General features: G+C 40.1%; 1 protein-coding gene and 1 tRNA gene. One reads left to right on the top strand and one right to left on the bottom strand.

The genetic code is table 11. The annotated features are described in order from the left end of the window. Positions 1-153 precede the first annotated feature (153 nt). Positions 154-226, bottom strand: a tRNA-Thr gene (locus AB5903_RS22420). Between the two features lie 356 nt (positions 227-582). On the opposite strand from AB5903_RS22420, the gene AB5903_RS22425 reads away from it, so the two are divergent. Then, on the top strand, positions 583-1,448 hold an 866-nt coding region (locus AB5903_RS22425; protein WP_368118318.1), incomplete at its 3' end, for a polysaccharide biosynthesis/export family protein.

A 1,448-nucleotide genomic window follows, 5' to 3' on the forward strand; every position in this document is an offset into this window, starting at 1 on the left:
ATTCTTCATGTTCAGACTGGCTAGGCTATACGCTTAAAAGAAAGCTTGCCAACCGGGGAAATCCGCTGACCCGAAAAATGGATTTTTTATTCGTACGGCTGGCTTTAAAAAAAAACGCTGATTATTTATTTGACAATCAGCGTTTTTTAGGAGAGCCGCTAGCCAGACTTGAACTGGCGACCTACGCGTTACGAATGCGTTGCTCTACCAACTGAGCTATAGCGGCAATGGGTTTTCGATTACGAGGTGCAAAGGTACATCTTTATTTGAATTTGCAAAAAGAATTGCCTGATTTTTTAGAAATATTTCTGTCTGGCATTTTTTCTATATTTGTGTATTTATCGGAGATATTATGGATAAAACCGTATGGTAAAGACGTTTAACTCTATTGGATGATTGGAAAAATACTGTTTGGTATAAGTGGTGTTTGTGGCAAAATACCGGTTGTATTGAAGCCCGGAATTAATTCTTTTTCCAAAACTTCAAAAGGAAATAAATGTATATTATGAAAATAATGTATTACCTTTGTCCCCAATTAAAAACATTACTAGATAACTAAAAGATTAATCAAAGATCTTACTTATGCGTAAATTTATACTATTGTGTTTGTTGGTATTTACGGTATCAAGTGTGGTATTTGCCCAACAAATGACGGATGAACAAGTCATTCTGTACGTGCAAGAGGCTCAGAGTCAGGGGAAGACACAACAGGAGATGTTGGTTGAATTGATGAAGAAAGGAGTCACAAAAGAACAAATCCAGAGAATACAGTCTAAATATTCAGGCAAATCGGACGGAAGCTCTGAGGAAAATGCCAATTTCATGGGAGAAGCGAACTCCCGTTTACGTACGCAGAAAACTTACGAGAACAAAAACAAGAATATCTCTCAGGATGAATCCGGCTTGGATAATCTCGGTTCCCAAAAGCAAAGTATTAAAGGGCTGCGGGCGAAATCGGCCCAGCAACGCAATGGATATGGAACGGGGGTGAATAACAATGGACAGCCGGGTTATGGTTATAATGGTCCTAAAAGCGCGGAAGACGCTTTTACACAACAGATTTTCGGACATAATATTTTCGATAACGAATATCTGACTTTTGAACCCAATATAAATGTGGCAACACCCGACAATTATCGTTTGGGGGCGGGCGATGAAGTTATTATTGATGTTTGGGGAGCTTCCCAGACTACGATTCGCGAAAAAATCTCGCCTGAGGGTACTGTGCAAATCGAAAAGTTAGGACCGGTTTATCTGAGTGGAAAGACCGTAGAGGAAGCCAATGATTATTTGAAACGCGAATTTGCCAAGATATATGCCGGGGTTACGGGAGAAACTCCCAATACGCAAATAAATTTGACGTTAGGCGAAATCCGTTCCATTCAGGTGAATGTTATGGGTGAAGTTGTCGTACCGGGTACTTACACCCTCTCTTCATTCGCATCAGT

It is taken from the genome of Bacteroides sp. 2201st1_D9_2201SCRN_220225 (genome assembly GCF_040928965.1).
Taxonomy (GTDB): Bacteria; Bacteroidota; Bacteroidia; order Bacteroidales; family Bacteroidaceae; genus Bacteroides; species Bacteroides stercoris.